The 26,079-nt window shown below is 61.8% G+C and carries 28 protein-coding genes and 1 tRNA gene; 17 read left to right on the forward strand and 12 right to left on the reverse strand.

The annotated features are described in order from the left end of the window. Positions 1 to 52: 52 nt before the first annotated feature. A complete protein-coding gene (locus AArcS_RS04310) occupies positions 53 to 625 on the forward strand; it encodes a DUF7504 family protein (RefSeq protein WP_238479192.1) in 573 nt (190 codons plus the stop codon). Between the two features lie 184 nt (positions 626 to 809). Continuing rightward, complete coding sequence (locus AArcS_RS04315; protein ID WP_238479193.1) at positions 810 to 947, forward strand: DUF7503 family protein; 138 nt, start codon at positions 810 to 812, stop codon at positions 945 to 947. Here the strand turns inward: AArcS_RS04315 and AArcS_RS04320 are convergent. Both AArcS_RS04320 and AArcS_RS04325 read right to left on the reverse strand, forming a co-directional pair. Continuing rightward, positions 944 to 3,016 carry a CHAT domain-containing protein gene (locus AArcS_RS04320; RefSeq protein WP_238479195.1) on the reverse strand — a complete coding sequence of 691 codons (2,073 nt, stop codon included), beginning with the start codon at positions 3,014 to 3,016 and terminating at the stop codon, positions 944 to 946. The two genes, AArcS_RS04315 and AArcS_RS04320, sit on opposite strands and share 4 nt — an antisense overlap. Positions 3,017 to 3,137: 121 nt before the next feature. Beyond that, positions 3,138 to 4,535, reverse strand: a complete 1,398-nt coding sequence (locus AArcS_RS04325) for a sensor histidine kinase (protein WP_238479196.1) — start codon at positions 4,533 to 4,535, stop codon at positions 3,138 to 3,140. 232 nt (positions 4,536 to 4,767) lie between these two features. Between AArcS_RS04325 and AArcS_RS04330 the strand changes: the two genes are divergently transcribed. The 4 genes from AArcS_RS04330 (at position 4,768) to AArcS_RS04345 (ending at position 9,324) form a co-directional block, all read left to right on the forward strand. Continuing rightward, a complete protein-coding gene (locus AArcS_RS04330) occupies positions 4,768 to 5,124 on the forward strand; it encodes a winged helix-turn-helix transcriptional regulator (RefSeq protein WP_238479198.1) in 357 nt (118 codons plus the stop codon). Positions 5,125 to 5,177: 53 nt separating this feature from the next. After that, the gene (locus AArcS_RS04335; RefSeq protein WP_238479200.1) at positions 5,178 to 7,946 is read left to right on the forward strand and encodes an ATP-dependent helicase; all 2,769 of its coding nucleotides are present in this window, start codon (positions 5,178 to 5,180) and stop codon (positions 7,944 to 7,946) included. 37 nt (positions 7,947 to 7,983) lie between these two features. Beyond that, on the forward strand, positions 7,984 to 8,625 hold the full coding sequence (locus AArcS_RS04340; protein WP_238479202.1) for a nucleotide-binding protein: 642 nt from the start codon (positions 7,984 to 7,986) through the stop codon (positions 8,623 to 8,625). Between the two features lie 72 nt (positions 8,626 to 8,697). Beyond that, complete coding sequence (locus AArcS_RS04345; protein WP_238479203.1) at positions 8,698 to 9,324, forward strand: RAD55 family ATPase; 627 nt, start codon at positions 8,698 to 8,700, stop codon at positions 9,322 to 9,324. 54 nt (positions 9,325 to 9,378) lie between these two features. On the opposite strand, the gene AArcS_RS04350 is transcribed toward AArcS_RS04345, so the two are convergent. Then, complete coding sequence (locus tag AArcS_RS04350) at positions 9,379 to 10,311, reverse strand: FKBP-type peptidyl-prolyl cis-trans isomerase (protein WP_238479205.1); 933 nt, start codon at positions 10,309 to 10,311, stop codon at positions 9,379 to 9,381. Between the two features lie 123 nt (positions 10,312 to 10,434). Here AArcS_RS04350 and cyaB point away from each other — a divergent pair, with 123 nt between their 5' ends. The 5 genes from cyaB (at position 10,435) to AArcS_RS04375 (ending at position 15,013) form a co-directional block, all read left to right on the forward strand. After that, positions 10,435 to 10,980, forward strand: a complete 546-nt coding sequence (gene cyaB, locus AArcS_RS04355; protein ID WP_238479976.1) for a class IV adenylate cyclase — start codon at positions 10,435 to 10,437, stop codon at positions 10,978 to 10,980. A gap of 82 nt (positions 10,981 to 11,062) precedes the next feature. Then, positions 11,063 to 12,268 (forward strand): methionine adenosyltransferase, encoded by a 1,206-nt coding sequence (locus tag AArcS_RS04360; protein ID WP_238479207.1) that lies wholly within the window; start codon positions 11,063 to 11,065, stop codon positions 12,266 to 12,268. A gap of 39 nt (positions 12,269 to 12,307) precedes the next feature. After that, the gene (locus AArcS_RS04365; RefSeq protein ID WP_238479209.1) at positions 12,308 to 12,823 is read left to right on the forward strand and encodes a DUF5804 family protein; all 516 of its coding nucleotides are present in this window, start codon (positions 12,308 to 12,310) and stop codon (positions 12,821 to 12,823) included. Between the two features lie 28 nt (positions 12,824 to 12,851). Further along, on the forward strand, positions 12,852 to 13,727 hold the full coding sequence (locus AArcS_RS04370; protein ID WP_238479211.1) for an alpha/beta fold hydrolase: 876 nt from the start codon (positions 12,852 to 12,854) through the stop codon (positions 13,725 to 13,727). 71 nt (positions 13,728 to 13,798) lie between these two features. Beyond that, a complete protein-coding gene (locus AArcS_RS04375) occupies positions 13,799 to 15,013 on the forward strand; it encodes a PQQ-dependent sugar dehydrogenase (RefSeq protein ID WP_238479213.1) in 1,215 nt (404 codons plus the stop codon). 19 nt (positions 15,014 to 15,032) lie between these two features. Here AArcS_RS04375 and AArcS_RS04380 read toward each other — a convergent pair whose 3' ends face one another. Then, the gene (locus tag AArcS_RS04380; RefSeq protein ID WP_238479214.1) at positions 15,033 to 15,935 is read right to left on the reverse strand and encodes a PLP-dependent cysteine synthase family protein; all 903 of its coding nucleotides are present in this window, start codon (positions 15,933 to 15,935) and stop codon (positions 15,033 to 15,035) included. A 94-nt stretch (positions 15,936 to 16,029) separates the two neighbouring features. On the opposite strand from AArcS_RS04380, the gene AArcS_RS04385 reads away from it, so the two are divergent. Continuing rightward, positions 16,030 to 16,404, forward strand: coding sequence for a thioredoxin family protein (locus tag AArcS_RS04385; protein ID WP_238479216.1), 375 nt, complete (start codon positions 16,030 to 16,032; stop codon positions 16,402 to 16,404). Here the strand turns inward: AArcS_RS04385 and AArcS_RS04390 are convergent. After that, complete coding sequence (locus tag AArcS_RS04390) at positions 16,398 to 16,664, reverse strand: hypothetical protein (RefSeq protein WP_238479218.1); 267 nt, start codon at positions 16,662 to 16,664, stop codon at positions 16,398 to 16,400. The two genes, AArcS_RS04385 and AArcS_RS04390, sit on opposite strands and share 7 nt — an antisense overlap. Positions 16,665 to 16,783: 119 nt before the next feature. On the opposite strand from AArcS_RS04390, the gene AArcS_RS04395 reads away from it, so the two are divergent. Next, positions 16,784 to 17,509 carry a hypothetical protein gene (locus tag AArcS_RS04395; protein WP_238479220.1) on the forward strand — a complete coding sequence of 242 codons (726 nt, stop codon included), beginning with the start codon at positions 16,784 to 16,786 and terminating at the stop codon, positions 17,507 to 17,509. A gap of 39 nt (positions 17,510 to 17,548) precedes the next feature. Then, positions 17,549 to 18,301: a ribonuclease H-like domain-containing protein gene (locus AArcS_RS04400; RefSeq protein ID WP_238479221.1), complete on the forward strand. Its 753-nt coding sequence runs from the start codon at positions 17,549 to 17,551 to the stop codon at positions 18,299 to 18,301. A 21-nt stretch (positions 18,302 to 18,322) separates the two neighbouring features. Here the strand turns inward: AArcS_RS04400 and AArcS_RS04405 are convergent, their stop codons facing one another. The 3 genes from AArcS_RS04405 to AArcS_RS04415 form a co-directional block, all read right to left on the reverse strand. Beyond that, positions 18,323 to 19,057, reverse strand: a complete 735-nt coding sequence (locus AArcS_RS04405; protein WP_238479223.1) for a fumarylacetoacetate hydrolase family protein — start codon at positions 19,055 to 19,057, stop codon at positions 18,323 to 18,325. 68 nt (positions 19,058 to 19,125) lie between these two features. Then, positions 19,126 to 19,590: a DUF6691 family protein gene (locus AArcS_RS04410; RefSeq protein WP_238479224.1), complete on the reverse strand. Its 465-nt coding sequence runs from the start codon at positions 19,588 to 19,590 to the stop codon at positions 19,126 to 19,128. A 1-nt stretch (position 19,591) separates the two neighbouring features. Next, positions 19,592 to 20,155 carry a YeeE/YedE family protein gene (locus tag AArcS_RS04415; protein WP_238479226.1) on the reverse strand — a complete coding sequence of 188 codons (564 nt, stop codon included), beginning with the start codon at positions 20,153 to 20,155 and terminating at the stop codon, positions 19,592 to 19,594. Positions 20,156 to 20,335: 180 nt separating this feature from the next. Here AArcS_RS04415 and AArcS_RS04420 point away from each other — a divergent pair. Beyond that, a tRNA-Glu gene (locus AArcS_RS04420) sits at positions 20,336 to 20,410 on the forward strand. 138 nt (positions 20,411 to 20,548) lie between these two features. On the opposite strand, the gene AArcS_RS04425 is transcribed toward AArcS_RS04420, so the two are convergent. The 4 genes from AArcS_RS04425 to AArcS_RS04440 all read right to left on the reverse strand — a co-directional run bounded on the left by AArcS_RS04425 (position 20,549) and on the right by AArcS_RS04440 (position 24,137). Then, a complete protein-coding gene (locus AArcS_RS04425) occupies positions 20,549 to 21,547 on the reverse strand; it encodes an ornithine cyclodeaminase family protein (protein ID WP_238479227.1) in 999 nt (332 codons plus the stop codon). 50 nt (positions 21,548 to 21,597) lie between these two features. Further along, entirely contained in the window at positions 21,598 to 22,023 is a 426-nt protein-coding gene (locus AArcS_RS04430) for a DUF3054 domain-containing protein (RefSeq protein ID WP_238479228.1), read from the reverse strand. A gap of 69 nt (positions 22,024 to 22,092) precedes the next feature. Continuing rightward, the gene (locus AArcS_RS04435; RefSeq protein ID WP_238479229.1) at positions 22,093 to 23,487 is read right to left on the reverse strand and encodes a serine hydrolase domain-containing protein; all 1,395 of its coding nucleotides are present in this window, start codon (positions 23,485 to 23,487) and stop codon (positions 22,093 to 22,095) included. A 74-nt stretch (positions 23,488 to 23,561) separates the two neighbouring features. Then, on the reverse strand, positions 23,562 to 24,137 hold the full coding sequence (locus AArcS_RS04440; protein ID WP_238479230.1) for a class I SAM-dependent methyltransferase: 576 nt from the start codon (positions 24,135 to 24,137) through the stop codon (positions 23,562 to 23,564). Between the two features lie 92 nt (positions 24,138 to 24,229). Between AArcS_RS04440 and AArcS_RS04445 the strand changes: the two genes are divergently transcribed. Continuing rightward, positions 24,230 to 24,664: an acyl-CoA thioesterase gene (locus tag AArcS_RS04445; protein ID WP_238479231.1), complete on the forward strand. Its 435-nt coding sequence runs from the start codon at positions 24,230 to 24,232 to the stop codon at positions 24,662 to 24,664. Between the two features lie 46 nt (positions 24,665 to 24,710). After that, the gene (locus AArcS_RS04450) at positions 24,711 to 26,006 is read left to right on the forward strand and encodes a hypothetical protein (protein ID WP_238479232.1); all 1,296 of its coding nucleotides are present in this window, start codon (positions 24,711 to 24,713) and stop codon (positions 26,004 to 26,006) included. The last annotated feature ends 73 nt before the right edge of the window (positions 26,007 to 26,079 follow it).

Genomic DNA, 26,079 nt, shown 5'->3' on the forward strand with positions numbered 1-26,079 from the left:
CGCTCGTCGTTGTTCCAGAATACATTTATACGCATCTTCCAAGATATGACCTATGGCCGACGACGAGAAATTAACCACCGGACAATCGTCCACAGCTCCCTCCCAGAAAGCGGGGACCAGCGCGTTGATACTCATTCCCGGAGATCAAAGCGACATCGAATACACCGAGCGGTTCGTGCGAGCCCGGTCGGTCGACGACCTGCTCGTACTCGCCTGTGGTCCGGATCCGACGCCAGCGATCGAACGCACCGAGCGGCTCAGTGTGGACGGACGAAAACGCCTGCTGACCGATGCGGACTCCGACCTCACGGCCGACGATATGACTGTCAAACGGCTCTCGGACCCCACGAACCTGAGCACTACGGGTATCGAGATCAGTTCGCTCCTCGATGACGCGGGCGGGACCGTCGTCTGCGTCCACTCGCTGACCGCACTGCTCGAAGATATCGAAACCGAACGCCTCTTCCGGTTCTTGCACATCCTCACCAGTCGCATTGCTGCTGCCGACGCGGTCGGCCAGTTCTACCTCGACGCCGCCGCCCACGACGACCAGACGATCTACATGCTACGCAGTGCCTTCGATACCGTCGTCGAGACGGAGACCGTCCCCCGATTCTCAAACTGATCCGGAACGACGTCCGCCGGTGGTTAGTCCTTATTTCCGAGTAATAGTGGCTTAAACAGCTCTATTCGACTGCTGATAGTATTTAAAAAATACTTTCTCTTGAATATAGTATAATCCATTATTTTTACTGTAAGTATACTTTAAATATCTTTATTTCCATCGGCAATTACCATTGGTATGTACCATGGCAGACAGCAACAACGGCAAGATGGAATCGTTCCTCAGAGAACACCCGCGGATGATCGGCGTGCTGTTCACGATACTGCTGGCGCTCAGTCAGGTTGGTGGAGCGGCGGCGGCGATGGCAAAAACAATTGATTAGTCTGAAGAAAGTTCCGCCGTTAATTCTGTACTCCATCGCAGCCGACCGTTCATTTTCATAGGTGCCATTTCGAGCTGCAAAAACCGTAATAGCTCTTCACGCGTCATTTTAACCGGATCTAGCGGTCCAGAATTGATTTTATAACTAGAAATCGATTCGACGTTCGGCTGTATCAACCCACCCATCCCGCCAGAAGTAGTTGGGAAAGCCTCAAGAGTAAGCTCGTACTCGTCTGCCTGTTCTTCAATATGGCCGAGCAACGGCGTCCCACTCTCAGCCTGCGTAATCGCCAACCCGCCGTCACCGATCACGAGGTACTGGCTGCCGACGATACTTTCCCCTTTGGCGATCTGTAACGCGGCACGAAGCGGGAATCCGGAGTTAAGCAAGCGTGCGAGCGTCGAACCGATACGGATTGCGCCTGAGTTGATGACGTCGCTTAGCGTGACGACGCCGCCGATCGCGCCATTTTCGATCAGCGCCCGCCCCTGATGGTAGGACTGGCAGGCGTTGAGCAGGAACGCATCGACGGCCACGCTATCGAGTTCACTTGCGTCGAGGAGACCGTCGGTGCAGCGAAAGCCGCCGTCCTCGATGTGGCCGATGTAGTGGAGAAAGTCGGCAGGCTGGGCGAGCGCGTCCGCGAGTTCCTCGGTCGTCAGATCGTGGCTCATCGAGACCTCGAAGGGCAGGCGTTCGCGCGAACCGTACACCTCGTCGACGACGCCGCGTTCGCGGTCCATCCGGTCGTCGTTACAGATGACTGTGATCGAGATGTCTCCGCTGGACGGCTCGCGGTCGAACCGGTTGCGATAGGCTTCGGGAATCGCTTTGCTCAGGCCGACCGGGGTCTCGTCGCCGATCCAGGCCTGCTCGACTGCGTCGTCGTCTTCGTCTAGCTGGACGTAGGTTGTGTCGGGGGACTGCCCGGTGGCGCTTCGGGTGTCAGCACCGCGGGTGTACGCCCCCATGCCAGTGTCCTCGACGGACGAGCGGGAGAGTTCCTGCGGATCGGCGATTCGGACGATCGCGAGGTCGTTGATCAGGTACGGCAGAGTTTCGATCGTCCCTGCGGTCGGCGAGACGTGTGTCGTGAGCTTCCAGTCGGGGAGCAGGTCATCGACGTCGCTGTAGGCCACAGCGTCGAGATACGTCGCCAGGCGATCCGCTGGCGGGAGTTCGTAGAGCCTGTTGAAGGGCAGTTCGATCCGCTCTTCGAGACGCGATCGTTCCCGCAGCGGGACCGGATACAACCCCTCCGTGCGTGTCACACAGTCGAGGAAGAACACCTGCTTGAGCGTGCGGGCGACGCGCTCCTCGTAGGTTGGTGCTGCGATTAGCTCCTGTGTGTAGCCGTCGCCCGTCACGATTCGTGGCTCCTCCCCGGGGCACATCGTCGCACCGAGGTAGTACGCCAGCGGCGCGGCGGGGAACACGTGTTCGTACGTGAGCGGAACCTGCAGTTCGATTTCCGTATCGGGCGCAGTGATTCCGTCCGGGATCGAAAGTCGTTCGCCGAGTTCGATCTCCGGCGGATGGCCACGAAGGGTGGGCAGCGAGCGTTCAGGCGAAGTGGTTTTCAGCGAGGAGCCAAGCGCCGACACCGTTTGCATAATATCTCTCGGCTGCTCGGTCGTGGTAATCGTTCCCGCTGGCTGTTCGTGTTTCGACCGTGCGCCGATCGAGACGTCGGTGGGCTTCCCGAAGTCGATCACCAGCTGCTCGTCGTCCGAGCTGAACTCGATCGCACTCTCCACACGAATGTACACTTTGAGCGGGAGCGAGAGTTCGATCTCGTACTCGCCGTCCGGCAGTGACCCGTCTGAGAAATGTTCGATCTGCGTGACGACGCTGCCGGAGCCGTCCCGTACGAGCGTCGCGGGGACGGTGGGGAGGGTTATGCGCTTACAGTGTATCTGCACGGCGGCGTCGACGGGAAATCGAAAGCGCGCGCTGTCGGCATCGCTGACCGACTGTCGTTTCGGCGTGTTCAGCGTGTAATGAACGCGCTCGATCGGGTCGACGATTTCTACCCCGCCAGACTCGCGCGCTGTGAATTCGATATTCATGAGGCCGAACACCTCCCACCGAGACGGGTACTACCCATGTAGAACCCATCTACGAAGAGGATGTGAATAAACATACCGACGACAGTCAACATTCAACTCTATTAGTGTGTGAACCGGTGGTTCACTTCGCCTCCACATCAGCAATCGGTAACGAGATCGTCACGGCCGTACTGGCTCCCTCGTCGACATCGACTGCGAGTTGCCCGCCCGAAACCGAGACGATCCAGTTGACGATCCACAGACCCAGTCCACTGCCGTGATCAAGCGGTGTCTCAGCGTTCCCGTTAAGGACTGCCCGTTCCGACTCTGGCAGTCCCGGTCCGTCGTCGAGCACACTGATCCGCGCCCAGTCACCCTCCGATTCGACTTCGAGCTCGATGTCCGTACCAGGGGGCGTATGATCGATCGCGTTTTCGACCAGTTCGGAGACCGCGGCGACCAGTCGGGAATCGCCGTTAACCCAGCACCGTTCTGGGGTTGTTACCCGTATTTCTGTGGAGGGAGTCTCCCTGCGAACATCCCGTCGTACGCGCTCGGCGACCTGTACGAGATCGATCGCAGTCGGATCGACGTTGTCCCATGTTTCCCGGAGGGTGCTTGCCGTGTCGCCCAGTCCGACGAGACTTTCGGCTGCCCGTCTGATCTCTTCGCCGACTTCCGCCGCACGCTGGTCGTCGACCTCGGAGAGTAGCCGTTCGACGTTCCCGAGGATTATGTTCATATCGTTGCGGAGGTTGTGACGGAGCACGCGGTTGAGTACTTTGACCTGTTGTTCCCGACACCGTTTGTTCGTTACGTCGGTGTACGTGATCCAGAGATCGGCTTCGCAGTGGTGGGATTCGACCATCCGAACGAGGTAATCCCGTCGCCCATATCGCGTATCCCGGCGAAGCACGCGTTCGATGGTTTCTCCGGCGACTGCTCGATTGGTGAGGTCCGCGGTGTACTCTCTTGACACGTCCGGGACGATCAGTTCTTCGAGTCGCCTGTCCGTCACGTCTTCCGGTTCGAAACCGAACTCCGTCTCGAACGCAGTGTTGGTATGTCTCACGATCCGTTTTCCGTCGGTGACATCGACCGATACTGTTGGTTCCGGAACACAATCGATACCGACGAGGCCGTGTTGCTGTCGATGGTCCCTCGGAGTACTGATAGTGTTGTGGATTCGCGCACCCAGAGATGCAGTCGTTGCACAGGGCGAAACTACGTCGGTGATCGCCCTCCAGACGCTGGACGGAACGCTTGACTCATCGGATGTTATGTACAGAATCGGCGTCTTGCACGTTGTCTCTCCCTCAACCACCCTGTCCGGAAGCTTTCCCTGCTCGACGATGGCGAGATCGAATTCCGCGATCGTCACGTCGTGGGCAGTATCTACCGTTGTCAGTGTGGCAGCGTCGGACAGCGCGGACAGAACCGTCGTTCGATAGCCCTCGGTGTCTGTCAAGAGAACCACTGCTGGGGAGGAACGGGAGGGCCGAGTCTCCGCGAACCGTTCCACGCTACTGTGGTCTGTCATCGGCAGCCTCCGGGAGAGGGCGGTCGTAGTGCTCTGACATGGCTGAACTGTGGCCCGGCGTTCGGGGGTCTGGGACATCTGACTCGCCAGGCCACGAATAGCCTATCGTGCCCCCGCAACTTATAATTGCCGACGGTAATTTCCATTGGCTGTTGATTTCGGCGTTCCCGGTCAGTAGAAAAGGGATGGTTACTTATCGGGCGCCAACTATCATTACTCAAGGAGTACAACCGTGAAACTGCGACAGCCAACAGACTTCCTGATACTGGAAGCATTACACGCCTACGGACGCAACGTCGCTCCGAATCTCGCTCACATCACCGGCAAGAGCCGAAAGAACGTCAACAACCGGTTACCCGTGCTCGAGGATTACGGACTGGTCGAAAAGATCGGCCCTGCCGAGCGCTCGGGCCTGTACGAAATAACTGACCGTGGAGGTGTCGTCCTTCAGTGCCGCGACGAGTACGACTCGAGTGCCGACTTCGAGGGATTGGTCGAGCGACGTCTGGAGGCGAACGGCCCGGCGGGAGCCAGTGCAGCCATGGCTCGCGGTGCAGACGACTCCAGCGACGAAGCCAGCGAACAGTAGTTTTCCTCGGCCCGACCAAACGCACTTGGGCGACCGACTCTCAGTAGCAGATAATGGGCTGGAAAGAGCTGATCGAGCGCGTCGGTAAGACCACTATCGACAGTCAGTCTGTCACCGACGGCGACGTTCTAGAACGACTCGATCCGCTCGTCCAGGAATGGTGGGTGCGGGAGTTCGGCGAGTACGTCGACGAGAACAAGGGCTTTTTTACGCCGCCTCAGAAGCGGGCCATCCCACTGATCGACGACGACGAGCATACGCTGATCTGTGCGCCGACGGGCAGCGGCAAGACGCTCGCCAGCTTCACTGCAATCATCGACGAACTGTTCACCCGAGAACGGGAGCAGGGTCTCGACAATTCGGTCTACTGTCTGTACGTCTCTCCGCTGAAATCCCTCGCGAACGATATCCACCGGAACCTGACCGTCCCACTCGACGGCATCGCCGAGATCGAACGCGAACGGGCAGACACCGACAACGCATCGAATATCCGCCACGCGATTCGTCACGGCGATACGAAAGACAGTGAGCGCCAGCGGATGCTCGAGGAGACGCCACACATCCTCAACACGACGCCCGAAACGCTCGCAATCTTGCTCAACTCTCCGAAATTCCGCGAGAAACTCCGGACAGTGGAGTACGTCGTGGTCGACGAGATCCACGCACTGGCATCGGGAAAGCGCGGCACGCACCTGAGCGTGAGTCTCGAACGGCTCGAAGCACTCGCCGACGGCTCGCCCACTCGTATCGGCTGTTCGGCGACGATCGATCCACTCTCGACCGTTGCGGAGTTCCTCGTCGGACAGGCAGAACCCGGCAGCGACTCCCGGCCGTACGAAATCGTCGACGCGCGGTTTGCCCGCGAGTTCGACATCCAACTGCAGTCACCGACCGCCGACCTGATCCACACCCGGCGTGACGTGATTCAGGACCGATTCTACCGCAAGCTACACGACCTGATCGACGACCACACCAACACGCTCGTTTTTACGAACACCCGATCAGGGGCCGAGCGCGTCCTGCACAACCTCCGCGAGCGTTTCGAGGGGTACGATGAGGAGAACTCCGGCTGTCACCATGGCAGTCTCTCGAAGGACGAACGCGAACGGATCGAAGGGGCTCTCAAAGACGGATCGCTGGAGTTCGTGTCGACCTCGACGAGCCTCGAACTGGGAATCGACATGCCACACGTCGATCTCGTGGTACAGGTCGGGAGTCCGAAGTCCGTTGCCTCGCTGCTCCAGCGCGTCGGACGGGCGGGCCACCGCGTCGGCCAGACCGTCACCGGGCGGGTGATCGCCCTCGATCGCGACGAACTCATCGAGTGTGCGGTCATGCTCAAAACGGCCGAGGAGGGGTTCGTCGACAGTGTCGATATCCCGTCGAAGCCACAGGACGTTGCAGCCCAACACGTCTACGGGATGGCGATCGGGGAGATCCGCCCCGAGGCAGAAGTTCTACACATTCTACGCCGAGCCTACCCCTACAGAGACTACACCGACGAGGAGTTCGAGCAACTCGCTCGCTACCTGACGGCCGACTACGAGGGACTCGAAGCAAAGAACGTCTACGCCAAGATCTGGCGCGACCGTAACGATCCACCGGAGGGCGAACATCACCACGAAGAGTTTCCCGTCGGACTGCCGTTGATCGGAAAACGCGGCCGACTCGCACGCGTTATTTATATGACCAATATCGGGACGATCCCCGACTCGTTTAGCTGTGACGTCTTCACTCGTGCGAGCGACGAGTGGGTCGGACAGCTCGACGAAACGTACCTCGACACCCTCGAACCGGGTGACGTCTTCGTCCTCGGCGGCTCGAACTTCGAGTACCGGTATCGGCGTGGATCGAAAGTCTACGTCGATCGAACGAGCGCCCGGCCGACAGTCCCCTCGTGGTACTCCGAGCGCCTTCCGCTCTCGTACGATCTTGGAAAAGAGGTCCTGCGATTCCAGCGTGAGATCGTCGACAAGTACGAGGAAGGTGACGCGGCCTCCGTCCGTCACTGGCTCCGACAGTTCCCGCTCGACGACGACAGTGTCCGTGCGATCGCACGAATCTTCGAACACCAGATCCGTTATGCGGGCGTCGAGAGCGTCAGCACCGACGAGCGACTGGCGATCGAAGTCGAGCGGGACCACGACGAGTACGAGCGGCGATTTCACGTCCACTCGAACTACGGCCGACAGTTCAACGACGGCCTCTCGCGTTTGCTCGCCTATCGCTGTGCACAGGAGACGAACGCCAACGTGACCGTCGCCGTCGCGGATAACGGTTTTACCATCTCGATGCCACTGAACCGAAAAGTCGACGTACAGGGTATCATAGAAGATACTGCCCCCGAGAACGCCAGGGAACTCTTACGGGCGAGTCTCGACGGGACCGACCTCCTCCAGCGGTATTTTCGGATCAACGCAACGCGTTCGCTGATGATCCTCAAACGGTACAAGGGCTACGAGAAGTCCGCGAGCGAACAGCAGGTATCCAGCGAGATGTTGCTCGGGTTCGCACAGGACCTGGATGAGTTCGCCGTTATCGAGGAAACGTATCGCGAGATTATCGAGGACAAACTCGATCTCGACGGGATCGAGGAGATACTGGATGCGATCCAGCGCGGCGACATCGACGTCGTCAGTCAGCCGGTAAACTCGCCGACACCGCGCGCGTTCGGACTGGCCACGCTGTCCGCCAGTGATGTCGTACTGGCGGAGGACGAAAGCGCCGTCCTGCAGTCGTTCCACGAGCGCGTGATGGACGAAATCGACGACCCGGAGCGAGCAGCTGACCGTGTGGGTAGAACGGCGGGCGCCGAGGAGTAGTCCCGGGGTTTATATACGATCCCGCACCAGACACCCCGTGATCGCCATCGCAGGCGGGAAAGGCGGCTGCGGCAAAACGACGACGACAGTAGCAATAGCGCGAGCAATCGTTGCGGGGAGTGACTCGCCAGTAATCGGCGTCGAGGGGGACTGGGATATGCCAGACCTCCGCTCGCTAGCGCAAACAGCCCCGCTTCGATCGCTACCTGTCCGCTCGATCCGAGTCGAGGAGTTGAGGGACCGATGTGCTGGCCCCGGAGTAACCATCCTCGAAGCACCAGAAACGGCGACGCCACAGGGACGCCAGCAGATCTTTGAGCGGGTCGAGGAGTTCTGTGGAGGTCATCCGGCACAGACAGTGATCGACTGTCCCGCGGGTGCTGGTAGGGACGCCGCAGTTCCCATCGAGGTTGCATCAGGAATTCTGCTGGTCTCGACCGCGGAACCGGCGAGTCTCCGAGATACTGCAAAGACCGCGGCGATGGCCGAACAGCTCGGCTCGCCGGTCATCGGGGCTGTTATTACCGGGGCAGATACCGTCCCCGAGGGGGCGGAACGACTCCTCGGTACCAGCAGGATTATTCCGATTCCAGATACCAGGCGACCGCTACGATCCCCGGAGGTCAGACGGACCTACGAACACGTGGTCGGCCAACTGGAGATCAGTAACATTGGATGATTGACTACTCTGGCCAGTACTCTGGTAAGAGGCAAAGAACTATGTACTAAACGAAACTATGCTACCCAGACAATGACGGGGCGGCTGGATACGGGAATCGACGTTCTCGACAGGAAGCTCAACGGAGGTATTCCTCCGGGGAGCATTATCGCCTTTAGTGCCTCCCCAGCTAGTCAGTCGGAACTACTTCTGTACCAGTTGACCGCTGCGCGCGGGTCGCTCTATCTCACGAGCCAGCGAAACGATCAGGCCGTCAGGGATGCCATCGAATCGACCAGCGCCCCGACCGGCAGTCCAACGGTACGAGATATCAGCGGCAACGAACCGCTCGATCAGGCGAACCGACTGATCCGTGCGCTTCCGGAAGGTGCGAATCTCATCATTGATCCGGTCGACGCGCTCGAACGGCGGGAGCCAAGCCGCTATCAGAACTTCCTCAACGACCTGCAAAACCACATGGTGAATACGGGCAGTATCGCGATTCTTCATTGCCTCTCCGGTCATTCCATCCCCGACAACCGGGATACGACAAAACACATGGCCGACATCGTGTTCGATCTGACGACGACAGTGCGAGGTACGGATGTCGAGAACAGGCTCTCGGTTCCGAAGTTCCGGGGCGGGCAAGCCCTCACTGAGACGATCAAACTCGAAATGAAAGACGAGGTTGCGATCGATACGAGCCGGGATATCGCCTGAGCTACAGCAGGCGCTCACCACTCGATCGACTCGGGAAAACGACTGCCTGCGACGTTACTCTTCTGCGTTTTCGAGCTCTTCGACGATCTCGTCGGCGTCGACGTCGGCGTCTTCGAGCGCATCCTCGATGTCGCCGCCGCCCATACCGCCCATCATACCGCCCATACCGCCCATCATACCGGCTCCCTCACCGAGGGTCTCTTGGATGATGATACGATCGAGGTCGAGTTTCTGGGTGACATCGCCCGCGATCTGCTGTTTCGAGAACATCCACTGCTGGTTCATCGAGAGCTGTGGCGTCGCCTCGATGTACAGCGTCTCCTTTTCGACAGTCTGGAGCTCCGTTTCCGGCTCGGCGTCCTCGTCGTCTTCCTCGTCCTCGTTCTCGACGAGGACCTCTTCCTCTTCTTCGTCCGTCTCGATCCACATCTCGAGGTCGGTGTCGACGTACATGCCGATCAGGCCTTTGGCCTTCTCGACGCGGTCCTCGACGAGTTCGAGGATCTCGTACTCGTACTCGACGTCCTGACCCGCGAGTGGGTGATTGAAGTCGACGCGAGCACGACCGCCGATGATCGCTTCGACGTGGCCGTGCTCGCCATCGAGATCGACGTGAGCGCCGGGGTACCGATCGTCTTCGGGGATCTTGTCGGCGCTGACCGTGCGGACCTCGTCGGGGTCGCGTTCGCCGAACGCTTCCTCTGCGGGGACGACGACCTCGCCCTCGTCGCCGACCTCGCCGCCCTTGATCGCGTCCTCGACGCTCTCGAAGATATGGCCCTCGCCCAGAACGATCACGCGCGGCTCGAAGCTCTGTTGCTGGTCGTCGACGCCTTCCTCCTCTGCGACTTCCTGAGAGGTCGTGTCGACGAGCTGTCCGTTCTCGACGGTGCGCGCGGTGTAGGCGATGCGGACGAAGTCGCCGTCCGCAAGTCCTTCTGACTGGTCGTCGTTCGATTCCGGTTCTGCCTCTTGATCGTCGCTCATACCCTAAACGTTTCCCGTTCGGCATTTAAACACCACGTTTCGGTCCCGTCAGCGGTACGTCGTGCAGCGCAGTTCCGGATGGCAACCGACGCCCCTTTTCGCCCTGAAGTCGTTCGGCAGGTCATGTACGAGGTCGAACTGAAAGTCCGTGCTGATCACGAGACGGTCCTACAGCGGCTCGACGAACTGGACGCGGATCGTGAGAATCACATCCAACAGGAAGACACCTACTACGATGCACCCCACCGTAATTTCGCTCAGACCGACGAGGCACTCCGGATTCGGTGTGTCAGTAGGCCGGGAGACGATTCTTCGGCCGAGCGCGTGACCTACAAAGGACCGCTTCTCGAAGCCGAATCCAAGTCACGAGAGGAGTTCGAGACCCGCGTTGAGGACGGGGAGACGATGAACGAGATACTGCACCGACTCGGCTTTTCGCCTGCGGCGACAGTCACAAAGGAACGAACCGAGTTCGCGTTCGACGGGTACACGGTAACGCTGGACGCCGTCGAGGGGCTCGGCGAGTTCGTCGAGGTCGAAACGGAGACCGAGTCGGCAGACATCGAGACGGCGCGTGAGGGCGCGCGGGCGGTCCTCGACCGACTGGGCCTCGATTCCGACGAACAGATCCGGACATCATATCTCGGATTATTGCTTGCCGATGAATAGGCAGGAGTATAACTGATAAACATCATACGATGCTCGGTGGTTTCCGCAAGTTATAGAACGACCGGCGTCGAAGGTCCGTATAATGACAGAACGGAACATTCGGGTCGAGCCGATCGACCGCCGTGCAGTCGAGGATCAGGACGTCGAGATCGTGGAACGAAAGGGGATCGGACACCCTGACTCGATCTGTGATGGGATCGCCGAGCACGTCGCGCAGGCGCTTGCACGCGAGTATATCGATCGGGTAGGCAAAGTCCTGCACTACAACACAGACGAGACCCAGCTGGTCGCCGGTAACGCCGCGCCCGCGTTCGGCGGCGGCGAAGTTCTCGAGCCCATCTATCTACTGATCGTCGGCCGTGCGACCAAGGAGTACGAGGGGACGAAGATCCCGGCCGAGCGGATCGCGCTCGAAGCCGCCCGCGAGTATCTCAACGAGAACATCCCCCAGCTAGACGTCGGCACGGACATTATCGTCGACGTCAAACTCGGCGAGGGAAGCGGCGACCTGCAGGAGGTCTTCGGCGAGGAGGGTGCGACCGTTCCGATGGCCAACGACACGAGCTTCGGCGTCGGCCACGCTCCCCTCACCGAAACAGAGGAGATCGTCCTGAACGCCGAGCGGAGCCTCAATGGTCCCTACGCCGCCGACAATCCCGAGGTCGGTCCGGACGTGAAGATCATGGGCAAACGCGAGGGCGACGAGATCAACATTACAGTCGCCGCAGCGATCATCGACGAGCATATCGAGGACCTCGACGAGTACGACGACGCCGTCACGAGAATTCACGATCACGTCGTCGATCTGGCGACCGAGTACACCGACCGCGACGTGACGGTCGACGTCAACACGGCGGACAACTACGAGGACGGCTCCATCTACCTCACCACGACCGGCACGAGCGCGGAGCAGGGTGACGACGGCTCCGTGGGTCGCGGGAACCGCGCAAACGGCCTGATTACGCCGAACCGTTCGATGTCGATGGAAGCGACCAGTGGCAAGAACCCGGTCAACCACATCGGGAAGATCTACAACCTGCTGTCGACAGAGATTGCAGAAAGCGTCGTCGACGACGTCGACGGCATCCGCGATCTGCGCGTGCGACTGCTCAGCCAGATCGGTCGTCCGATCGACGAGCCCCACGTGGCCGACGTGCACGTCGTCGCAGCGGACGGCGTGGAGCTCGACGACGTCGAGGACGAGATCACGGAGATCGTCGACGAGCAGCTTGCAGACGTCACCGCGATCACCCAGCGGGTTATCGACGGCGAGTTGACCACCTTCTAGCCGAAATTCCCAATACTCCCCGACTCCCAGACCCCGATAGTGACCCGCGTCTGTCTCGTCGGCTCCCCGGACGTCGTCCTCAAGTACGAACTGCTCTCGCGTGAGACGTCCCGGGAAGCCCTCTCGACGTACGACCTCTCGGAACCGTTCGAGAACACCGTCGCGCTCGACACCGTCAGCGTCGGCGCTGCGGTCTCGCTGCTGAACGACCTCAACTGGTATCTCGTCCGCTTCGTCGATACCGTCCTCGTCAGGGAGCCGTCGATCAGCGAGGACGAATGGCTCTCCCGCGATCTCGCCGAGGCCGTCCGGTCGAATCGAATCTCCCCCGAGGAGACGGGTACGTATCTCAAGCTCTACGGCGTCGAAACAGCGGACGGCACAGAGGCTGACGAGACGGCAAGCGACGGCGGCGCGGTCCAGACCGAGCGGAAGCCACAGCTCGTCGAACCGCTCTACGTCCGGCGAACCGACGGTGACCACCCCGAGTACGACCTGCGCGATGTCGAGGAGACCGTCGTCGTCAGAGTGTCGGAGTCGGAGTTCGAGTTGTGATCCCGGAGGCCAGGCGAAGGGAGTCAGGATGATCGCGAGCGAGCGCGTCCCCGCAGCGAACGCCCGATACGCCACCATCGACGAGTCTCGCGTCCACTATCTGGAAGCAGGAGTTGGGAACGACCCGGAGGAGCCGCCGATCGTGCTGCTCCACGGGAGCGGGATCGACGACGCCGCACTCTCGTGGAAACACACAATCGAGTTCCTCGCGAACGACTGCGGACGGCGGGTCTATGCACCCGACTGGCCGGGGTACGGCGAGAGCGACGACCCGAAAGAGACGACGACTGAATACTACGTCGGCGTGCTCTCGGACTTCCTGGACTCGCTGAGCCTCGACACCGCGATACTCGTGGGTATCTCGATGGGTGGGAGCGCCGCGCTGGGCTACGCGCTCGACAGCCCGGAACGGGTCTCACGGCTCGTGATCGTCGACAGCTATGGACTCCGTAATGCAGTCCCCGGCGGAACAGGTTCGTACCTGCTGGCAAACACGCCCTTCGCGAACCTGTTCGGGCGGCAGTTCGCCGCGGCCACCGAAGCGGGGACTCGACTCGCGATCGGTGCGTTCGTCCACGATCCCGCGGCGCTCGACGATGGGTTCGTCCAAGAGGTCACCGAACGACTCCGCCAGCCGGGTGCAGGAAGTGCCTTCTTCTCGTTCATGCGCGAGGAGTTCCGACCCGACGGCGTCCGCACGGACTACTCGGATCGACTCTCGGAACTTCGGATTCCAACGCTGCTCGTACACGGTGCGGAGGATCCGCTCGTCCCGGTCGAGTGGTCGGAGACGGCCGCTGTGTCGATCCCCGACGCAAGACTCGCGGTGATCGATCGATGCGGACACTGGCCGCCGCGGGAGCGTCCTGACGCGTTCCAGGACGTGCTGGCCGAGTTCATATAGCCGACAGAATCACCACGGCCAGCCCGGCGAGGGGTTCATGCGATTGCCGCCCCTACCAACGGCCAGCACAGATGTCGGATGACATATCCTGTCGAAATGACCCCATCCCCGATCGGTACGGTTCGATCGACCGCAGGACGCTACTCCAAGCGTGTGGGGCCGGCGGCGTAGTCGGTCTCGCGGGCTGTTACGGCCCTGCCGAATCCCCGGCAATCGAGGGAGCATCGGTCGAGACTGTCGTCGATGGCCTCGTCCATCCCTGGGGGATGGAGTTCCTGCCCGGAGACCGTGCCGTCGTCACGGAGCGCGACGGCGCGCTGATGCTTGTCGACATTGAGGCCGAATCGGCCGACCCGATCGACGGCGCTCCGGAGGTCTCGACGGCGGGACAGGGCGGGCTGCTCGATATCGCCCTTCACCCGGACTATCCGGATTCTAACTGGCTCTATCTTACCTATGCAGGGAGCGACGAGAACGGCGACACAGCGACGATGGTCGGTCGTGGCCGCCTCGATCCCGACGCGGTAGCACTTGCCGAGTTCGAGCGCCTCCACGCCGCCGAGCCGTTCCTCGATAGGAGTAACCACTACGGCTCGCGGGTCGTGTTCGGCGAGGACGGCGCGGTATACGTCACCACCGGCGATCGACAGTTCAAGGATTTCGGCCCGGAGCACGTGTCACAGGATACGACGAACGAACTCGGCGCGACGCTCCGGCTCGATCCGGATGGATCGATTCCGGAGGACAACCCATTCGTCGACGACCCCGACGTTCGGGATGCGATCTTCAGCTACGGCCACCGGAACGCACAGGGCATGACGATCCATCCCGACACTGGCGATATCTGGCAGAGCGAACACGGTGAGGAGGACGGCGACGAACTGAACATCGTCGAGGGCGGCGAAAACTACGGCTGGCCGATCGCGAGCTACGGGTGCGAGTACGGGTCCGACGAGCCGGTGGGGGACCGGCCCGACGAGCGCGACGACGTGGTAGAGCCCGTCTATTACTGGGAGTGTGGCTCCGGCGGCTTCCCGCCCGCGGGAATGACGTTTTATGATGGCGAAGCGTTCCCGGACTGGCAGGGTGACCTGTTCGTCGGTAACCTCGCCGGACAGTATCTCGGCCGGTTCACTGTCGACGGCCGTGATGTGCGGGAACGCGACCCGCTGCTGGCGGATCACGGCTGGCGAATTCGGGATGTCGACGTGCATCCCGAAACCGGCTACCTGTACGTGCTCGTCGACGACGGTGACGCACCGGTCGTTCGGCTGGTGCCGGACTGATCGAACGTCTCTGATCGGATCAATCGAACATCCCCGTCGACATATACCGCTCGCCGCTGTCCCAGTAGACGGTAACGACCAGCGGATCCTCGACGCCGTCCTCGACGAGTCGCCTGGCGACCCGTTTCGCCACGAGGTTCGTCCCGCCGCTGGACTGGCCGACGAAGATCCCTTCCTCACGTGCGAGACGGCGACACTCGGCTTCGGCGGCGTCGATCGAGACTGTTTCCACGTCGTCGAGCAGGTCAGTATCGAGGTTCTCGCTGACAAAGCCCGGACCCATTCCCTGGAAGTCGTCGTCCCCCGACTCCCCTGTGGAAAGCACGGCGTTTTCCTCGGGTTCGACGGCGACGATCTCCAGGTCGGGGAACGCCTCGCGGAGCCGTCGTCCCGTGCCGCTGATTGTCCCGCCGGTGCCGACGCCCGCGACGAAGGCGTCGATCTCACGGTCGCCGACCTGTTCGAGGATCTCCACGCCGGTCGTTTCGTAGTGTGAGTTGGGATTGGCCGGGTTCTCGAACTGTCCTAGCTGGGTGGCACCGGCCGCTTCGAGTTCGTCGGCACGCTCGCGCGCCGCGGAGATGTCTCCGTCGACGAGTTCGATGTCAGCGCCGTAGGCTCGCATAATCTGTCGACGCTCCTCGGATTTGCCCTCCGGCATCACGAGCGTCAGGTCGTAGCCCCTCGCGGCGGCGACCAGTGCGAGACCGATCCCCGTGTTCCCACTGGTCGGCTCGACGAGAGTGTCGCCCGGTTCGATCGCACCGGCGTCCTCGGCGGCCCGAACCATCGCCAGTGCGGGCCTGTCCTTTGCCGACCCGCCGGGGTTGAACGACTCGATCTTCGCCGCAAGCGTCGCGCCCTCCGGCGCGTTGACCTCCACGAGCGGCGACCCGATCGTCTCGAGGATGCTCGTCTTCATTTACCGACCCGTTGACGGGCGAGGCCTAAAGAGTACGCGGATCGGCCGCTCGCCGAGCGTGGTGGTTATATCGATCCGGCACGAACGCCGGGGTATGAGTCTCGAAACCATGGAGCCCACGCCGACGTGGGATGCCGAGGCACACGCCGAGACGGTCGACGTCCTCGAACAGTTAGACGATCTGACGTTCAAGATCTGGGGCGCGGACTGGTGCAAGGACTGTCGGGCCGAACTCCCTGACTTCGCGGCCGCGCTCGACGCTGCAGGCGTGGATGAGGATCGGATCGAGCAGTACGAGGTCGACCGGGACAAGAACGGTCCGCTCACCGAGGAGTACGAGGTCGAACTGATCGCGACGATCGTCGTCGAGCGCGACGGCGGGGAGATCGCCCGGTTCGAAGAAGAAGAGCCAGTGCCCGCAGCAATCTATCTCGCCGACCAACTACGGGAGTCAGAACTGGCTCACTGATTGTCAGCGTCGGTCTCGGAGGTGTCCTCGCCGGGATTGACCAGCCAGTCTTTGAGTTTGAACCCGACGAACAGACCGCCGACGAGTAACACCGCTGTGGCGGTGATCGGATCGATGAGGACGGAGACGACGTTGTAGACGACGAGTGCGCCGAACCAGACGACCCCAGCGAGCAGCAGGATCTGGAGCCATCCGTTGCGCATGCGCTCGCCGGGCGTGTCGCCCGTGATGGACCACCACGAGTCAGAACCATCACTCATCGTTCCACACTCGAATCATTGTCGAAGTACATGCAAAGAGCACGGGTAAGCGTAGCGTTTCTCTGTCACACCGGACGGGAGCATTTAATTACGGGCACAACCCACACTCGACCAACTGAATGTCCACTCGCTCCGATGGCCCGTGGCCTGACCGTGCCGAGACCGTCGATCATCCCGTGACGCTGACGGTTCTCGGCGTGGACCGCGGCGACAGCGGGTTACCCGAGGAGCTTCCCGATGCCGTCCCGGAGGATGCGGACGCGATCATCATCGACCGCCCGGCGGGGGCGCTCTCCCGGCGAGCACGATGGAGTGCATACGCACGCAACCCCGCGTTGGCACTGCTCGGTATCGCTTCGGCAATCGCCCTGGCCAGTGACTACCTGAGCTACGGGACGACGGATCGGTCGTTCGACCAGCAAGCAGTGACGGATCTCTCGGCGGGTCGGTCGATCCCGGTCCATTTCGTGGGGCAGTCGCCGCTCGCAGCCGTCGGTTCGGTGCCACACCTCTGGCACGTGGGGGGCTGGATCGTGACGCTAATTCTGTTCGTCGCCGCGGTGTACGGGCTACTCTCACCCGGCATGGGTGGAGTCCTCTTTGCCGTCGCTGCGCTCGGGCTGGCGGGCGCGTACATTCTGGCGTATCTCGGATCCAGACTCGAACGCCAGTCCGAACGACTGTTTTCGGAGATCAAGCGGCTCGCAGACGAGAACGGGTACGACCACCCGGTCGCTGTCGTCCGGCGTCGCCACCGTCTCTCGCTGACCGATCACGCGAAAGAGGCCCGGATACGAACCAGCGATTGGGCGGTCAGTCCGACAGACGCCGACGACTGGACGTGACTGGAAGGGTTTACAACCGTTCATCCCCATCCTCCTGTCGTGCGAATCGAGAATAGTTTCATCCCGGTCCAGGGTATCGGCGAGTCGACCGAACGAAAGCTCTGGGCCAACGGGATCACACACTGGGACGAGTTCGACGGCTCGGTCGTCGGTCCGACGCGCGCGGATCGCATCGAGACGTTCATCAGCGAGGCGTGGACGCATCTCGACGACGGTGACGTGACCTTCTTCGATCGGTGCCTGCCCGCAGGCGAGCGCTGGCGGCTCTACGAGAACTTTCGCGAGGACACCTGCTTTTTCGACATCGAGACCACCGGACTCGACCACCATCGCGACCGCGTGACGACCGTGAGCTTCCACCGGGACGGCGAGACGACGACGCTCGTGCAGGGTGAAGACCTCACCGCCGAACGGATCGCGCGCCAGTTCGAGGACGCCAAACTGATGGTGACGTTCAACGGCAAACGGTTCGACGTACCCTTCCTCGAAACCTCCTTCGGCGTCGATCTGGACGTTCCCCACGTCGACCTGATGTACCCGTGTCGACAGCTGGGCTACTCCGGCGGGCTCAAACAGATCGAAGGGGACGTGGGTGTCGAGCGAGACGAGCCGGATATCACTGGCAAGGATGCGGTCCGCCTCTGGCACGAGTACGAGCGCGGCAACGAGAACGCACTGGAGACGCTGGTCTCGTACAACCGTGATGACGCGGTGAACCTTCAGTCGCTGATGGAGACGGTGTCCGACGAGCTTCACCGGGATGTCTTCGAGACGGCCTGCCAGCAGTCCTGATTCGGGCGCCTATCAGCCCGTTCACTCCTGCTGGACGCCGTGTTCGAGCCGTCCGATCCCCTCGATCTCTATCTCGACACGATCCCCGTCCGTGAGCGGTCCCACGCCCTCGGGCGTCCCGGTCGAGATCACGTCTCCGGGTTCGAGGGTCATGTAGGTCGTGATCTCTTCGATCAGATCGGGAATCGAGAAGATCAGCCGATCCCGCGTCGAGTCCTGCCTGAGTTCGCCGTCGACCCAGAGCCGAATCCGGGCGTCTTCGGATACGTGTTCGGGATCGGCAACGACCGGACCGATCGGTGCCGCGCCGTCAAACGCCTTGCCCCTTACCCAGTTGGTCTCGCGACGCTGGTCATCGCGGTTCGAGATGTCGTTGACGATCGTAAAGCCCTCGACGATATCCATCGCGTCCGCGGCATCGACGTCCCGGCACTGCTCGCCGATCACGACGCCGAGTTCGGCCTCGTGCTCGATCTTGTCTTTCCCGGCCGGGAGCGTCACCGTATCGCCGTGCCCGGCCAGCGTATTCGGGGGCTTCAGGAAGAGCAGCGGTCGGTCCGGAACGTCCTCGCCACGCTCGGCAGCGTGGTCGGCGTAGTTCCGACCGATACAGACTACTTTGTCCGGTGTCGACGGCGGGAGTATATCGACGGCTGACGTATCGTACCGGCTGTCGCCGAACGCAACGATACCCTCGTCCGTGAGCTCGCCACGGCGGATCGACCCGGCAGGGTCGCGAAAGCGGATCGTTCTCATACCGGTCTCTTGTCGTGGTGGGCGTTAAATCTTCAGAAACCATCAGGTCGACCGAAACGTCCACGCCGTCAGTCTGCGCCGACCGCAGCAGTTCCCGATTCGGCGCGCATCGAGCGCCAGTACGCCTGCAGGTACGCGCCGATAAACATCCCCGCGACGCCGATCAGGATCGGGTAGTTACCGACTCCGAGGCTGGCGTAGGCCGCGCCGGGACAGATCCCCGAGAGCCCCCAGCCGACGCCGAAGATCGACCCACCCGAGAGGACGTTGCCGTCCATCGATTTGAGGCGGCGTTCGTACGGCCGACCGGTCAGCGGGGCGTTCTCGCGGAACCGCATCGCGAGGAAGATGGTCCCCGCCGTCACCGTCGCCGCACCGCCCATCACGAAGACGAGGCCGAGATCGACTAGCTGGAGGAAGGAGAGAACGACCTCGGGCTGAGCCATGTGGCTGAAGCCAAGCCCGAAGCCAAAGAGAATGCCGCCAGCGAATATCAGCGCCATGAACACGCCACTCTGTTCGTCGTCGGTCATTCTACGGACTCACCCCTGCGGCCTGCACGAGCAGTGCAGTCCCGATCGCCACGATCATGAACGTCGCAACGTTGGCGATCGACGTCTGTGAGAGGGATCCGACGCCACAGACGCCGTGGCCGGAGGTACAGCCCTTTCCGAGCCGCGTTCCGATCCCGATCAGGACGCCGCCACCGAGGAGCCGCCACCAGCTAACCTCGGTCGTCCAGATCGTCACGCCGCCGACGTCCTGCAGCTGACCCGCCGTTGCTGGCTGATGGAGCGAACTCGATACGAGCCCGGACTGGAAGGTGAGCGCGTAGATACCCGCGCCGAGAACGATGCCCAGCGTAAACACGACGCGCCAGTCGCGTGACGTGACGAACCGGTGCTGTTGTAACCGGGGGAGCTTTGAGCCGTACGACAGCGTCGACTCCAGAAACGTGCTCGCTCCCGCGGTGATCCCTGTACCGAGATAGATCACCGAGACGCCGAGCCCGATGAAGACGCCGCCGATCAGGTAGTGCCAGATGTGGTTCGGAAACAGTGCCTCAAACGTGAGGGTCGCAAGGAGTGGGTCGATCATGCGTGAATATTCGGTAGTGAGGGGTACAATGTGCGCGTTCCGTATGTCGGTTCCGATCCGCTGGGAAGCGTCAGGATCGGGAGACGGACCCGCGAAAGAGGTTCACATGGCGACCCCGGAACGACAGGTTTAAGCGAAATAGCCAGCAACTCGAAGATACGCTTCGTACGAGCGAAGTGCGCTCCGTTGGTGTAGTCCGGCCAATCATTTCGGCCTTTCGAGCCGATGACCTGGGTTCAAATCCCAGACGGAGCACTACAGCGAACGCAGTGAGCGAAGCGCGCACGTTCTGGGATTTGAACTACGCAAACGCGAGCGAAGCGAGCGTTTGCATTCGAGTTCAAATCCCAGACGGAGCACTTCTTGCCGATACGCGAGTAATACCGGGATCGATCACCACCCTGTGAGCGCCTCGCTCGCCGGGGCAAACTCGATCTCGGTCCCCAGTCCCGCCTCGCGAGCGCGTTCGTACACCAGCGCGCCACCAGCGACGGTCTCGATACCGGTTCCGCCGCTGTCGAAGACCGTGATCTCGTCCGAAGAGGTACGTCCTTTCGCTTTCCCGGCGATGATCTCACCCAGTTCTGCGTGGACGTGATCTTCGTCGACGGCTCCCGACTCGGCCGCGTGGAGGAACGACCCGGCGTCGATCTCGGTCCGCTCGCGGAGGTCGGGCACGTAGGTCGCGCGCTCGATCGTCGTGGCGTCGAGTTCGCGTTTGTCGGCGCTATACTGGCCCATCGCGGTGACGTGTGTTCCTGGCTCTAACAGGTCGCCGTCAAAGACAGGCTGGCTGGCGTTTGTCGCGGTGATCACCACGTCAGCACTTTCGACCGCGGCCGCGCTGGAGTCGACTGCTCGCACGGCGGGATCGAGCAGCTCGTCCAGCTCCTCGGCGAACGACTCGCGGTGTTCGCGGGTCGGTGAGAACACGTCCACACGCTCGAACTCCCGGACTGTCACCGTTGCCCGGAGCTGACCGCGTGCCTGCGGCCCGCTTCCGATAACTGCGAGCGTCTCGACGTCGTCCCGGGCCAACGCGTCGACGCCGACCGCGCCCGCCGCGCCGGTCTTGAACGGGTTCATGCTCGCGCCATCGAGAACCGCGAGGGGTTCCCCGGTTTCGGCGTCGAACAGCGGCGTCATGAACCACGCGTCGCGCTCGCCAAAGCCTGCGGCGTACATGTACCCGCCCATCACGCCGGTATCGGGGAGCACGGCGGCGTAGTCGGTAAGCATTCCCGGCGGATCACGCTGGAGCAGCTTGGTTCGTGGGCGTGCAGGCGCGCCCTCGCCATGCTGTCGGTACCCCTCGTGGACGGTCTCGACGAACGCGCGGGACGTGGCCAGTCCGTCGACGTCGTTACTGGAGAGAAACAGTGCAGTCGTCATGAGACCCAGTAGGGGCGCATCCGAAAAGAGTGCTCTGCCAGGTCAGGTCGCTACTCGCCGCCAAGCAGCTGGACGAGGGCGAGTCGCCACGGAACGACGACAACGATTACAGTACCGGTGATTACGAGTGGGAACGGCCAGGCCGTGCCGCCCGCGAAGTACGGTGAGGCGCGCAAGAGGAGTCCAACGTTGACTGCGGCGAGTGCGGTAAGAGTAGTGAGCCGCGCGGCGACTCGTGGGACCGTCAGTACGCCTGGACGGTAGAGTCCCGCGAGGCCAGCACAGAGTAGCCAGCCGACCGCAAACGGGATGACCGTTTCGAGGGTGGTGAAGGGGTCCGTGAGCCCAGCGAGCCCGTGGTGTTCCACGATACCGGCCGCAACGACCAGCGAGACGACCAGTAGATCGCCTGCGAGCACAGCGAACTGTCGAGTATCGTCGGTTGCGCCGTCGAGGCGGGAAGAGAGCGTGGACATAGCGGTTCGTTACGACTCAACAGATATGGCTCTGCTGGAAGCGGCCGGGACACCGGATCGCGATCTGTGTTACGCTGACTGCCGATGCAGTCGATACCGATCGAAGAACAGATCCACACCGTCTCCGGTATCAACGAACTCCACGGGCATCGGCCGACCGGACCGTGGGGCGGTGAACGTCCAGACGCGATCGGCGGTGCCAGCATCACCTGTAAGTGTCGGGTCGTCGGGCACGAGGACATGCTCCTCTTCGATAGGTCCTGCTGCGATGTCTACTGACAGGTACCCACCTTCGTCAGTCACTGTCGCGGAGATGATGCCACGATAGGATTCGTATCTGCCAGTGAGGGCGTCGACACGGCTGCGATACCCCAACTCCGGGACGACCTGTTCCGGTGAATCGTCTTCCAGTATCGCGACGATACCGTCAAGCACTACCGTCGGGTGGAGCTCCGGCTGTGAGGCACAACAGAGTGCGATCCCCAGGTCCCGTTCCGGCAGCAACCCGATAGCGGACGAGGAGGTGAGCAGTGATCCACCGTGGCCGACGACTACAGTCTCGGCGACCGTTCGTCTTGACCAGCCGTAGCCGTACGCATCGCCATACCGAGGGAGTGGATCGACGTGGCTATCGTGGGCGCGGCCGAGGAGTGCGCTGTCGACCAGCGTCACACCGTCGAGCTCCCCGCCCTGTAAGTTACATCTGAGGTACTTGCCTAACTCACGAGGTGACGAGATGAGTCCACCAGCTGCCCGGGAGAGTTGGCGGGCCGGAAACCGGGTCGGCTCGAATCCGTTTTCAACGGATCGGTGTGGCGTGGCGTGGTCATCGTCGGCCGCGAAGGCCTCGGCATCGAACGTCGACCGTTCCATCCCAAGCGGGTCGAGGATCTCCGCCTCGACGTATTCGTCGAACGGACGATCAGCGACGGATTCGAGAGCGTGAGACAGGAGTATATAGGCCGTGTTGCTGTACTGAAACCGATCCTGTGAGTGCTGGTCCCGCTCGGCTCCGGCATCGCCCAGAAACTGATACAGGTCGTCACGATCGCTCAGCGGAATACCGATCTCGCCGAGATCCGCGAGTCTGGCGAGGAGCACTTCGGAGGTGCCCAGATTCGGCAAGCCGGAGCTGTGTGTGAGCAGTTCTTCGATCGTGATCTCGTCCGCGCCCTCGAACGCGACCCGGGTGTGCCGGGTGATCGGGTCGTCGAGTGCGAGCTTACCGCGTTCTACCTGCTGGAGGACGGCGAGCGTCGCGAACGACTTTGTGACGGAGGCAACGCCGTACAGCGTATCGGGTGTAGCTGGGGTGTTCGAGTCGATATCCCGCGACCCGAAGCCGGCAGCATACTGTTCGGTAGTATCGTCGGTCACCACCAGACTCGCCCCCGGCGCGCCGGTCTCAGCGAGCCAGTCGTACACGAGGTCGTCGATCGCATCGGTTTGCGCTGTCGTGACCATACGTCGGCTGTCGGAGGCAGCACAAAAAGCGTTATGCGCGGTCGACGGTTCTTGTCGTGAGAACGTGCCGACGCTCAGACTGGCTTTACCCCGACTACTGTGTAGCCAAACCCACGCTCGGGGACGCTCGCGTCAAGTCCGGTATCGTCGACCATCGCCGCCAGTTCGTCGGGGCCGAAAAACGTCGAGTCGAATCCGACCAGGTGTTCGCCCGCCACGAGCGCTCGACCGCGGATCGTGTTCGGATCGAACTCGCGGATCACCAGCACGCCACCGGGCGCAAGTACACGAACCGCCTCCGCGATCGCCTCGCGTGGTCGGCCGATGTGATGGAGCGCATCGACGATCGTGACAGCGTCGACTGATTCGTCGGTGATCGGTAATCGTGCGGCGTCGCCACGGACGCCCGGTACTCCGGACGCAGCTGCTTCGGCGAGCATCGCCCCGGAGGCATCGACGACTGTCCAGTCAACGTCCGGGATCGCACGGGCGGCCCGCCCGGTACCGCCACCGACGTCGAGGCCAGTAGCCGTCTCCCGCTCCGCGAGATCGAGGCCACGGCGGAGCACGTCGGGGGCCGCTTCGGGCATGAACAGGTCGTAGACCCCGGCAAACAGATCGAAGTGTCTCACGTCGCCGTGTCCGGCCATGAGTGGTGATTGCCCTCGAATGAACAAAAAGGTCGGCACGATCGCGCCGAATCCGGGAATTATTGAGTTCACCCGACCTACGATGCCGCTGTATGCCAACGCTGATGGACACCTACATCGAGAACCGGTATCGCGTCCAGCCCAACCACGCGAACAACTACGAGACCGCACACGGGGGGAACGTAATGAAGTGGATGGACGAGGTTGGCGCGATGTCGGCGATGCGGTTCGCGGGTCATTCCTGTGTCACGGCGAACGTCGACGAACTCGACTTTCAGCGGTCGATCCCGATCGGTGACAACGTGCTCGTCGAGGCGTACGTGTACGAGGCCGGGCGCACGAGCGTTCGGGTACATCTGCGTACCTATCGCGAAGATCCCCGGACGGGTGAGTGCGAACAGACGACCGAATCCAATTTCGTGTTCGTCGCACTGGAGAACGGTTCCCCGACTGAAGTACCGGAGTTGACCGTCGAATCGGAGCGTGGCGAGGAGTTTCGTCAGCGTGCGCTCGAATACGACCCCTGACAGAAAGCCAATAGATATATGATTTCCTGATGGTAATCCGGGGGTAGTGAAACGAACAGTCAGTATCGCCCTGGCAGTGATCGTAATAGCGGTTAGCATCTCGGCGGCGATGTCGTTTATCGCACCGCCGACAGCCGATCTGATCGCGCCACAAGAGGACGAAGAACCGGAACTCGTCCAGCTTGAAGGCAGCGAGAGCAGTTTCTACCCCTACCTGAGTGCGGCCGAAGAACATCGAAAGGGAAGCTCAATCAACGTGGTCGTCCGTGCGGATCTGGACACGACGCTCCGGATAATGGCGGACGACGGGGACTGGAACGTGACCGACGGACACGAACACGAACTCGGTCCCGAAGAGCTCTCCGCCGATCAGATCCAGATCAACACCACCGACGGGACGTCGATGGAATGGGACGAAGCCGGTGGAGCGACCCGGTACGCGTTTATCGACGATACGGCCCGGGGCAATGACGCCGAGTTCGTCACCGAGTCGGCACAGGTCCACTTCGGCGATTACTACGGCCACCGGTACCACATCCGGATGTACGAAGCCCCCCATCAGGACGACGAGTGGGTGATCATGCAGGCCCACGACGAGCACTTCGACTGGTTCACGCTACGCCACGCGGTCCACGGCAATGACGAGGCCCAGACTCGAGTAGAGCAGGACTTCATGCAACAGGAGTTCGTCGACGACGTCTGGCGGAAGCACGTCGGGAACGACGAGCCGTACGACAACGACGGGTGGATGACCGTCGTCGAACTCGCGTGGGTGATGCCGTTGCTGCTGATGGGTGCGCTCGGTCGCCAGCGGATCAGAGACACGGGACTGTCCCTGTGGGGACGTCTGAACTCGGTCGACCGACAACGCATCCGGGCGGCGTACGATCGGTTGACCCTGAACCACTTTCTGGTGTTTGGTTCGATCGTCGGGCTATATTTCGGGGTCCGGGTCAGCGGCATTCTGCTCGAGTGGTACGTCCCGGCGCTCTCGATGCACGGCATCGCGATGGTACTGTACCCCTTCATCGCGATCGGTATCCCCGCCGTGACGTATCTGACCGCCCGCCGGATGACCAGACGGATGGACGCAGGGGTCGTCGCCGCAGGCGCACTGGCAACCGCCGTCGTGCTCGATCTTCTGTCGCTGTCGGTCGACATGATGCCCATCGGGATCGTCATCCAGCGCGCTGGCGTCGTGCTCGCGCTCGGATTGATCGCGATCGGTGCGACGGACCGTGCGAACAGACAGGACAACGAAACGTTGCCAAATGACTGGCTGGTAGTCGGTGTGACCATCTGGGTCGCCCTGCTCGTCGCGACGCTGATGGGCTGGATCTAGGTCCCGGTCGGAAGGCCAATTTTAAGCACGTCGCTCCCAGTACGTATTGTATGGACATGCCGTCAGATCTCTC

Source organism: Natranaeroarchaeum sulfidigenes (assembly GCF_017094485.1).
Classification (GTDB): Archaea; Halobacteriota; Halobacteria; order Halobacteriales; family Natronoarchaeaceae; genus Natranaeroarchaeum; species Natranaeroarchaeum sulfidigenes.

Bases quoted from the DNA above. Each gene is read 5' to 3' on its own strand.
- AArcS_RS04435 (WP_238479229.1), bottom strand. From the start codon at position 23,487: ATGGTCACGACAGCGCAAACCGATGCGATCGACGACCTCGTGTACGAC.
- AArcS_RS04410 (WP_238479224.1), bottom strand. From the start codon at position 19,590: ATGACCGACGACGAACAGAGTGGCGTGTTCATGGCGCTGATATTCGCT.
- AArcS_RS04320 (WP_238479195.1), bottom strand. From the start codon at position 3,016: ATGAATATCGAATTCACAGCGCGCGAGTCTGGCGGGGTAGAAATCGTC.
- AArcS_RS04335 (WP_238479200.1), top strand. From the start codon at position 5,178: ATGGGCTGGAAAGAGCTGATCGAGCGCGTCGGTAAGACCACTATCGAC.
- AArcS_RS04380 (WP_238479214.1), bottom strand. From the start codon at position 15,935: ATGAAGACGAGCATCCTCGAGACGATCGGGTCGCCGCTCGTGGAGGTC.
- AArcS_RS04425 (WP_238479227.1), bottom strand. From the start codon at position 21,547: ATGACGACTGCACTGTTTCTCTCCAGTAACGACGTCGACGGACTGGCC.
- AArcS_RS04375 (WP_238479213.1), top strand. From the start codon at position 13,799: ATGTCGGATGACATATCCTGTCGAAATGACCCCATCCCCGATCGGTAC.
- AArcS_RS04370 (WP_238479211.1), top strand. From the start codon at position 12,852: ATGATCGCGAGCGAGCGCGTCCCCGCAGCGAACGCCCGATACGCCACC.
- AArcS_RS04440 (WP_238479230.1), bottom strand. From the start codon at position 24,137: ATGGCCGGACACGGCGACGTGAGACACTTCGATCTGTTTGCCGGGGTC.
- AArcS_RS04405 (WP_238479223.1), bottom strand. From the start codon at position 19,057: ATGAGAACGATCCGCTTTCGCGACCCTGCCGGGTCGATCCGCCGTGGC.
- AArcS_RS04310 (WP_238479192.1), top strand. From the start codon at position 53: ATGGCCGACGACGAGAAATTAACCACCGGACAATCGTCCACAGCTCCC.
- AArcS_RS04445 (WP_238479231.1), top strand. From the start codon at position 24,230: ATGCCAACGCTGATGGACACCTACATCGAGAACCGGTATCGCGTCCAG.
- AArcS_RS04390 (WP_238479218.1), bottom strand. From the start codon at position 16,664: ATGAGTGATGGTTCTGACTCGTGGTGGTCCATCACGGGCGACACGCCC.
- AArcS_RS04430 (WP_238479228.1), bottom strand. From the start codon at position 22,023: ATGTCCACGCTCTCTTCCCGCCTCGACGGCGCAACCGACGATACTCGA.
- AArcS_RS04415 (WP_238479226.1), bottom strand. From the start codon at position 20,155: ATGATCGACCCACTCCTTGCGACCCTCACGTTTGAGGCACTGTTTCCG.
- AArcS_RS04350 (WP_238479205.1), bottom strand. From the start codon at position 10,311: ATGAGCGACGATCAAGAGGCAGAACCGGAATCGAACGACGACCAGTCA.
- AArcS_RS04315 (WP_238479193.1), top strand. From the start codon at position 810: ATGGCAGACAGCAACAACGGCAAGATGGAATCGTTCCTCAGAGAACAC.
- AArcS_RS04345 (WP_238479203.1), top strand. From the start codon at position 8,698: ATGACGGGGCGGCTGGATACGGGAATCGACGTTCTCGACAGGAAGCTC.
- cyaB (WP_238479976.1), top strand. From the start codon at position 10,435: ATGTACGAGGTCGAACTGAAAGTCCGTGCTGATCACGAGACGGTCCTA.
- AArcS_RS04325 (WP_238479196.1), bottom strand. From the start codon at position 4,535: ATGACAGACCACAGTAGCGTGGAACGGTTCGCGGAGACTCGGCCCTCC.
- AArcS_RS04360 (WP_238479207.1), top strand. From the start codon at position 11,063: ATGACAGAACGGAACATTCGGGTCGAGCCGATCGACCGCCGTGCAGTC.
- AArcS_RS04385 (WP_238479216.1), top strand. From the start codon at position 16,030: ATGAGTCTCGAAACCATGGAGCCCACGCCGACGTGGGATGCCGAGGCA.
- AArcS_RS04395 (WP_238479220.1), top strand. From the start codon at position 16,784: ATGTCCACTCGCTCCGATGGCCCGTGGCCTGACCGTGCCGAGACCGTC.